Origin of the sequence: Novosphingobium resinovorum (genome assembly GCF_036352595.1) — a bacterium.
Classification (GTDB): Bacteria; Pseudomonadota; Alphaproteobacteria; order Sphingomonadales; family Sphingomonadaceae; genus Novosphingobium; species Novosphingobium resinovorum_B.
In genome coordinates, this window is record NZ_JAZFAX010000079.1 from 1 (window position 1) to 6,590 (window position 6,590).

Sequence of the window (6,590 nt, forward strand, 5' to 3'; positions counted from 1 at the left end):
AATATAAACGCCGGGCAAACCATGTTCGAAATAAGCAACATCGTCACCGCTGCTTGATTACCAAAATTACATCGCCAAACCTGCCGCGGCGGTTCAACCGCAACGTGGAGGATTTTTACCGCTTACCAATAAAGCGCAATTTCCAGCTGTCCTATCTCTCACCTTGGCGCTTTACAGATGATGCCGAAGTGCCCGCGTGCGTCGCCGATCCGTCGAGTGCCAACTGAACCTGGCCCGGCGTAAGGTGCCATCGTTGCGCGGTCGGGCCAGATCAGCCTTCGGGTGTGGGCGATGTCTCCAGAGCGACACGGGCCGCCGCCCCTGTAAGATCGTGGCCGGACATGCCTTCGGCCACGAACTTGTCGAGCGCCGCCCACATGGCGGGCATAAGCGTGATCGCTTGCCCGCCACGCCCGGATAGCATCAAAAGGCCCATCGCTTGGGCATCGCGCAGCATCTGGCGCACATGCGTGCGAGAGATGGCAAAGCGACGCGAAAGGCCCTCGAACGAGGTTGGCCGCCCGTCTTCGCTATCGAGCACAAGCTGGGCCAGTACCAAAAATCCCGCGTCGCGTGTGGCGAACAGCAGGATGGCGGGATTGCCCAGCAGCACTGTGGCCGAACGCGGGATGAAGGCAAAGGCAATGCGCCGCTGCGCCAGCTGAAAGGCACGGTCACGGGCAAGCGGACGGCTATGGTCGTCTTGCGGATAAAGCAGGGCGAGCGGTCGATAATGAGCCAGCAGCCAGGCTTCGTCGTGGGCGAGCATGGCGGGTGAAGGGGTTAGCAGGCGCACACGCGCGTCGCCGGGCAGCGCGTTCTGCTCAACGAATCCCACCGAGCCGAGCCGGGCGACAAGCTGCTCGATCTTGCGGTCGCTCGACTGGCCAAAGGGCTTGAGCACGCGCTTGAGGTTGGCAAGCGTGGGCCAGGTCGTGCGGTCGGCCGTATCGTACGCGGCCAGCAGGCAGATCAGTGCCCCGAATACCACCTGCCGCGCCCCTTCGAGCAGCAGCTTGTTGAGAAAGGCATCCTCGCCGTATAGCGCCAGGAGACTTTCCAGATAGAGCCTGCGCGCCTGAGCAAAGTTAGGATGGGCCAGGATCGCCTCGGCGGTGCGATAAGCCACGCCGAATTCGGCATCATGACTAAGGTCGAAAGCAGGCTGATGGGTCATGCATGGCTTTCTTTTCAAGACCGGCGCGCCAATTGCGGCAGAGCAGATGCACGCAATAATCTCCATTTCGCCCCGTGGTAAAGACGATTAGCAATATTGGGCACGAGGCGCTCGAGAACGCACCTCGTGGGGGAATAATCATGAATGTCCATGAAATAGCGCCGACCCAGGCAGGGCGGCGAATAGACACGCTCGATCTTTTGCGGGGTTTTGCCATCTGCGGCATCCTTCTGATGAATATTCCCGTCATGGGGGGCATCGGTTTTTCGCAAGGGTTGCCCAGGCCCATGCACTGGAATGCCGACTGGATTGCCATGGTTCTCCAGTCGCTGTTCTTCGAAGGGACGATGCGTGGGCTGTTTACGGTGCTGTTTGGCGCTGCGATGCTCCTGATGCTGCGTAGCGCCAATGGTGCAGGTTCCGACGGCGAGGAGCCCGAGGCCGGGCGCTTCGATGTCTGGGCGCGGCGCTGCCTGGCGCTGATGCTGCTGGGCGTGGTGCAGTGGGCGTTGTTCCTGTGGCCCGGTGAGATCTTGTGGAACTATGGCCTGTGCGGCCTGCTGCTGCTGGGTTTTCGCACTTTGCGGCCGCGCGCGTTGCTGGTCTGGGCCGGGGTGTTTCTGACAGGCCTGTCTCTGGTCGTGGCCGTCACACGCTATGAGCAGGCCGATCTCCAGCGCACCAGCCTTGTCGCACAGGAAGCCAAGGCCGCCGGACATGCCCTGAGCGAAGAGCAGAGCGAAGCGATCAAGCAAGTCGCGACGATGCGTGCTCAGATCCATCCCGATGCGGCAGCGGCCAAGGCCGAAGTCGCCAAGCGCACCAGCCTGCGGGGAGTGCTGCTCTGGTCGCGGAACATGTGGGCTGAACTCAATCTTTCGGCGGAAGGGTGGCAGACCGTAGCCGAAAGCCTGGGCTTCATGTTGCTGGGCATGGCCTTGTTGCGCACCGGCATCCTAAGCGGCGAGGCGCGACCGGGACTGTACTGGCGGCTGATGGTGATCGGCTATTCGCTGGGGCTGGGCTTACGCGCGGTGGGACTGGCTTACTCGGCACGCATGGGATTCGATATTGCCCCGGAGCTGGTTATCCCCCTAGCCAGCGCGCTCAAGGGCGGCTGTTATGAAGTCGCACGCTTGGCGGTGATGTTCGGGCATCTGGGGCTTATCGTTGGGCTCTATCAACGTGGCGTGCTGGGCCGGGCATGGCCTGTGCGTGCGATGGGGCGCATGGCGCTCACTATCTATTCGCTCCAGTCGATCTTGACCTCGATGCTGTTTTATGGGTTCGGGCAAGTCGGCCATTTCGGTTTTGCTGGCATGATGGGCATCGCCATGGCGATCTGGCTGGTGACTGGCGCCTTTGCCGTGTGGTGGCTTTCATTCAGCGCCATGGGCCCGGCCGAATATGTGCTGCGCCGCCTGGCCTATGGTGCGCGGCTGGCCCACGGGCGCGAACGGATGGGGGGAGGAACCCAACCGCTTCATGTCGCCTAGAGCCAACCTGCCCTGACAGGCTGGGCACTTGCGGACATGGTTCCCACACTCCCCTGATGCGCCTCTGTTGCCATTACGGCCGTAAGTAGACCGCTTCGCAACAGCCCCTTTGCCGCGCATGCCTGCCAGGTCAGGCGATATGTAGCGCGGCGAAAAGGGCAAGGCTGATCGCCCGTAACTCGACAAGCGAGAGCACCACCGCTGCCGTGAAGCCTAGTGGGTATGTCACCGGTTCCTTGATGGCAAATTACGGAAGCGACAATGGGATGGCTGAATGACAGTTATGGTGCGCCTTGCTTCCAGGTGGCTTACAACTACGGTTTGTCAATCTGCTCATGACCGCTTCGAGACCGGAAGGTTTCAGTTCGCCGGAATGCCGAAGCGGACATCGATGCGCAAACCTCCAAGGGTGACTGTCGCATCATTTGGCCAAATAACTGAAGGAATTTCGGCCTTTAATTTCAGAAGTTCTACTTTCCATTGGTGCAAATTTTCAGTCATTACCCTGATTTCACGAGTTGATATCTCCCCTCTTGCTTGCACATCGATCAACTGCCAATCTGTACACATTGGAATAGGATGATATTCATGCAGACCGATCGCCGAACCTTTCTGATGGCCGGTGGAGCGACCCTGGCCATTTCGACCAGCGGCCGGTTGATGGCGATACCGGTCGCAAACAAGCCCATGGTCGCGCGCATCGAGCCGGCAATCGACGATTATTGGGGTGCCAAGGTCACCGACAATTATCGCTGGATGGAGAACTCCAAAGACCGCGACTGGTTGCCTTTCCTGCGAACGCAGAATGATTTTACCCGCGCGACGATCGATGCCATTCCCGGGCGCAAGGCGCTGGGCGAGCGCATCTCGGCCCTGTCCGGCGATGCCGCCACTACCTCGAAGGTCGTGCCAGCGGGCGACTGGCTCTTCTATGAGCAGCGGCCCGTGGGTGCGGACAATTTCAAGCTGTTCCTGCGTGGACCCGACGGTACCGTCCGCGCTCTGATCGACCCCACCATCATGAAGATCGGCGACGCCCATGTCTCCCTAGACTGGTGGGAGCCTTCGTTCGACGGCAAACACCTGGCCTATGGCCTGTCCCCGGCCGGCTCCGAAGCCTCGGTGCTGCACATCATGGAGGTAGCGACTGGCACCATCCTGCCCGAAAGGATAGAAAAGACCGACTGGGGCGTCACTGGCTGGCTGCCCGATGGCAGCGGCTTTTTCTACATCGCTTTCGTCAATGAGCGCGGCACACCGCAATTCTACCTCAATAGCGAAAACCGGCTCCACGTTCTGGGCACAGATCCGAAGACCGACAAGCTGATGGTGAAGCGCGGTCAGTGGCCACAAATCCCGATGGAGGAGACGCAGGCCGCCTTCATTGCCACAACAGAAGGCTCATCTTCCGTTCTGATCGGTGTGGTCGATAGTCGCACCGAAAAAGCACTATGGACCGCGGACCTCGCTGATTTCGTCAGCGGCAAGGGGGTGGTGAATCCGGTCTGCGGCTTTGATGACCTGATCGTGGCTCAGGCGATCGACAAAGACGACCTTTATTTGCTGTCGAACAAGGGCAATGCCCGTGGCCGCCTGCTCCGCACCTCCGCCAAGGCACCCGAACTCACCACCGCACGTGAAGTGGTGCCGGAGGGCCAGGCGGTGCTGGAGGACGTCCATGTGGCGCGCGACGGGCTATTCCTGTCTTTCATGGACGGCGGTATTCAGAGCCTGTCGCGTCTATCGGGGGAGAAGGTGACGCCCATCGCCATGCCCTTTGATGGGGCGATCGACGGCGTGTTCACCAGTTCGGCGCTGGACGGCGCATATCTTCGTTTGGCGGGCTGGCTGGAACCCAGCGGCATCTGGCGCATCGACGCAGCGGGCAAGGTCGCCGATACCGGTATAACGCCCCGGCCGCCCATCGACACCAGCCCCTATGAAGCAAAGCGCGCTTTCGCGACCGCAAAGGATGGGGTGAAGATTCCTTACACGCTCATCTATCGCAAGGGGATGAAGCCAAGCGGAGCCAATCCGGTGCTGGCGACCGGCTATGGCGCCTATCAATATTCGGCAACGCCGCGCTTCGGGGCCAGCCTGCTGCCTTTTCTCGATGCGGGCGGTGTCTATTGCAATGCCAATGTGCGCGGCGGCGGCGAATATGGGCGGGACTGGCACAAGGCGGGACAAAAGGCGACCAAAGCCAACACCTGGCGGGATCTGATCGCGGTGTGCGAAACGCTGATCGTCGACAAGGTCACCAGCCCAAAACATCTGGCAATCAGCGGCACGTCGGCTGGTGGCGTCACGGTGGGCCGCGCGCTGACCGAACGACCGGAGCTGTTTGCGGCGGCGATTTCGGACGTGGGGTGGACCAACCCGATCCGCTATGTCGTGGAACAGAATGTTTCGGACATCGACGAGTGGGGCCCGATGGTGGACGCCGCCAGCTTCAAGATCATGTACGACATGGACGCCTATCAGGCGATAAAGCCCGGCACCTCGTATCCGGCGGTGCTATGCGTAACGGGCGCCACCGACCCCCGTGTAGCCCCTTGGCACGTCGCCAAGTTCGCCGCCCGTCTGCAGGCCGCAACATCCAGCCGTAACCCGGTGTTGCTGCGCGTCGATTTCGATGCCGGACATGGCGTGGGATCGACACGCACCCAGCGCGACGCGCTGACAGCGGACATTCATTCCTTCGTGCTGTGGCGCGCAGGGGTCAAAGCGTTCCAGCCGGTCTGAGGCCACGAGCAGAAGCGCGCCAACACGTCCGCGGCTCCCAAAACTGATAACATCCCCGATGAGAACGACCCGGAATGGCCGTTCAGTCACCGATTTTCCGCACTTAGGTGCCGTCAGTCAGCCTTCTCCTTTCCGAATGCCCAAGACTGGCCGCATTCGGGGGGCGGGCTATGACGAGCGCATTGTCGATGTAAGAAGAGTTGGTCCACTTCACCGTGCTGATCGTTCGCACGCAGCGCAACTCGTGGACCAATACTCTGAGCGCACGTAGGCCGGGATTCCGGTCGGTGCGGCCACGGACCATCCAGCGATTGCGATAGCCCCCGCAAATATGATGGGAATGGCCTATAAGGGTAGAGGGCGGGCATCAAATGGCTCTCAACTGCCTTCTTCAGACGACCGCCGCTCAGGCGCGCATTGGTGCGACCTGCCCGAGCGCTACGGCCGCTGGAAGACGGTCCACCGACGCTTCAGCCGCTGGTGCCATGCCGGCGTGTGGGAGCGGGTGTTCGGCACGCTCGCCGCCAACCGCGACAACACCTATCTCATGATCGACAGCACCATCGTTTGCGCCCACCAGCAGGCGGCAGTCGTAAAAAGGGGGGCGACCAGGCGTTGGGGCGTTCCCGAGGTGGACGACCAAGATCCACATGCTCGCCGACACCTTCGGTCGCCCGGTGCGGTTTGGCATCACACCCGGCCAGGCCAGCGACATCAAAGTTGCGTCCGACCTGCTCGAAGGCTTGCAGGCACGCGCCGTGCTGGCCGACAAAGCCTATGACGGCAACGACTTACGAGAGCACATAGCCGGCGAGAGCACATAGCCGCGATGAATGCCACGGCGGTGATCTGTTCCAAGCGCAATCGCAAGATATTCATCCCGCACGACACTGCCATCTACGAGCATCGCAATCAGATTGAACGATGCTTCGGACGCCTCAAACACTTCCGCCGCTTCGCGACCCGGTACGAGCGCCGTACCATCCGTTTCACGGGCTTCGTCCATCTCGCCGCCGCCATGATTTGACTGCGGTAAATGTCGATACGCCTTAGCACTACTTTGGCAGAAGTTTGAAATGCGTGACTGATAGGCTCCCACCGCAATGAGGGCATTGGTCTGGCGGAGGTCTTGATATTCGGTCAATGATGGCCTGTCGGATGGCGGGCATGCT

At 60.9% G+C, this 6,590-nt stretch carries 7 protein-coding genes and 1 pseudogene; 5 read left to right on the plus strand and 3 right to left on the minus strand.

All coding sequences use genetic code 11. From position 1 onward, the window contains the following. On the plus strand, positions 1-227 hold a 227-nt coding region (locus V2S85_RS26615), incomplete at its 5' end, for a hypothetical protein (protein WP_330705802.1). Positions 228-271: 44 nt separating this feature from the next. Here the strand turns inward: V2S85_RS26615 and V2S85_RS26620 are convergent. Beyond that, the gene (locus tag V2S85_RS26620; RefSeq protein ID WP_330705803.1) at positions 272-1,177 is read right to left on the minus strand and encodes a hypothetical protein; all 906 of its coding nucleotides are present in this window, start codon (positions 1,175-1,177) and stop codon (positions 272-274) included. Between the two features lie 140 nt (positions 1,178-1,317). Between V2S85_RS26620 and V2S85_RS26625 the strand changes: the two genes are divergently transcribed. Further along, entirely contained in the window at positions 1,318-2,673 is a 1,356-nt protein-coding gene (locus V2S85_RS26625; RefSeq protein WP_330705804.1) for a DUF418 domain-containing protein, read from the plus strand. A gap of 360 nt (positions 2,674-3,033) precedes the next feature. Here V2S85_RS26625 and V2S85_RS26630 read toward each other — a convergent pair whose 3' ends face one another. After that, the gene (locus tag V2S85_RS26630) at positions 3,034-3,225 is read right to left on the minus strand and encodes a hypothetical protein (protein ID WP_330705805.1); all 192 of its coding nucleotides are present in this window, start codon (positions 3,223-3,225) and stop codon (positions 3,034-3,036) included. A 36-nt stretch (positions 3,226-3,261) separates the two neighbouring features. Here V2S85_RS26630 and V2S85_RS26635 point away from each other — a divergent pair, with 36 nt between their 5' ends. From V2S85_RS26635 to V2S85_RS26640, 3 genes and pseudogenes are all read left to right on the plus strand, one after another. Beyond that, positions 3,262-5,418, plus strand: coding sequence for a prolyl oligopeptidase family serine peptidase (locus V2S85_RS26635; RefSeq protein ID WP_330705806.1), 2,157 nt, complete (start codon positions 3,262-3,264; stop codon positions 5,416-5,418). Positions 5,419-5,758: 340 nt separating this feature from the next. Then, a pseudogene (locus V2S85_RS27355) lies at positions 5,759-5,917 on the plus strand (transposase); the annotation flags it as partial. A 151-nt stretch (positions 5,918-6,068) separates the two neighbouring features. Next, on the plus strand, positions 6,069-6,242 hold the full coding sequence (locus V2S85_RS26640) for a transposase (RefSeq protein ID WP_330705807.1): 174 nt from the start codon (positions 6,069-6,071) through the stop codon (positions 6,240-6,242). Here the strand turns inward: V2S85_RS26640 and V2S85_RS26645 are convergent. Continuing rightward, the coding region (locus V2S85_RS26645; RefSeq protein WP_330705808.1) for a hypothetical protein at positions 6,194-6,590 on the minus strand (397 nt) is incomplete at its 5' end. The genes V2S85_RS26640 and V2S85_RS26645 overlap by 49 nt on opposite strands.

Coding starts and splice junctions, on each gene's coding strand:
- V2S85_RS26625 (WP_330705804.1), top strand. CDS start 1,318: ATGAATGTCCATGAAATAGCGCCGACCCAGGCAGGGCGGCGAATAGAC.
- V2S85_RS26620 (WP_330705803.1), bottom strand. CDS start 1,177: ATGACCCATCAGCCTGCTTTCGACCTTAGTCATGATGCCGAATTCGGC.
- V2S85_RS26640 (WP_330705807.1), top strand. CDS start 6,069: ATGCTCGCCGACACCTTCGGTCGCCCGGTGCGGTTTGGCATCACACCC.
- V2S85_RS26635 (WP_330705806.1), top strand. CDS start 3,262: ATGCAGACCGATCGCCGAACCTTTCTGATGGCCGGTGGAGCGACCCTG.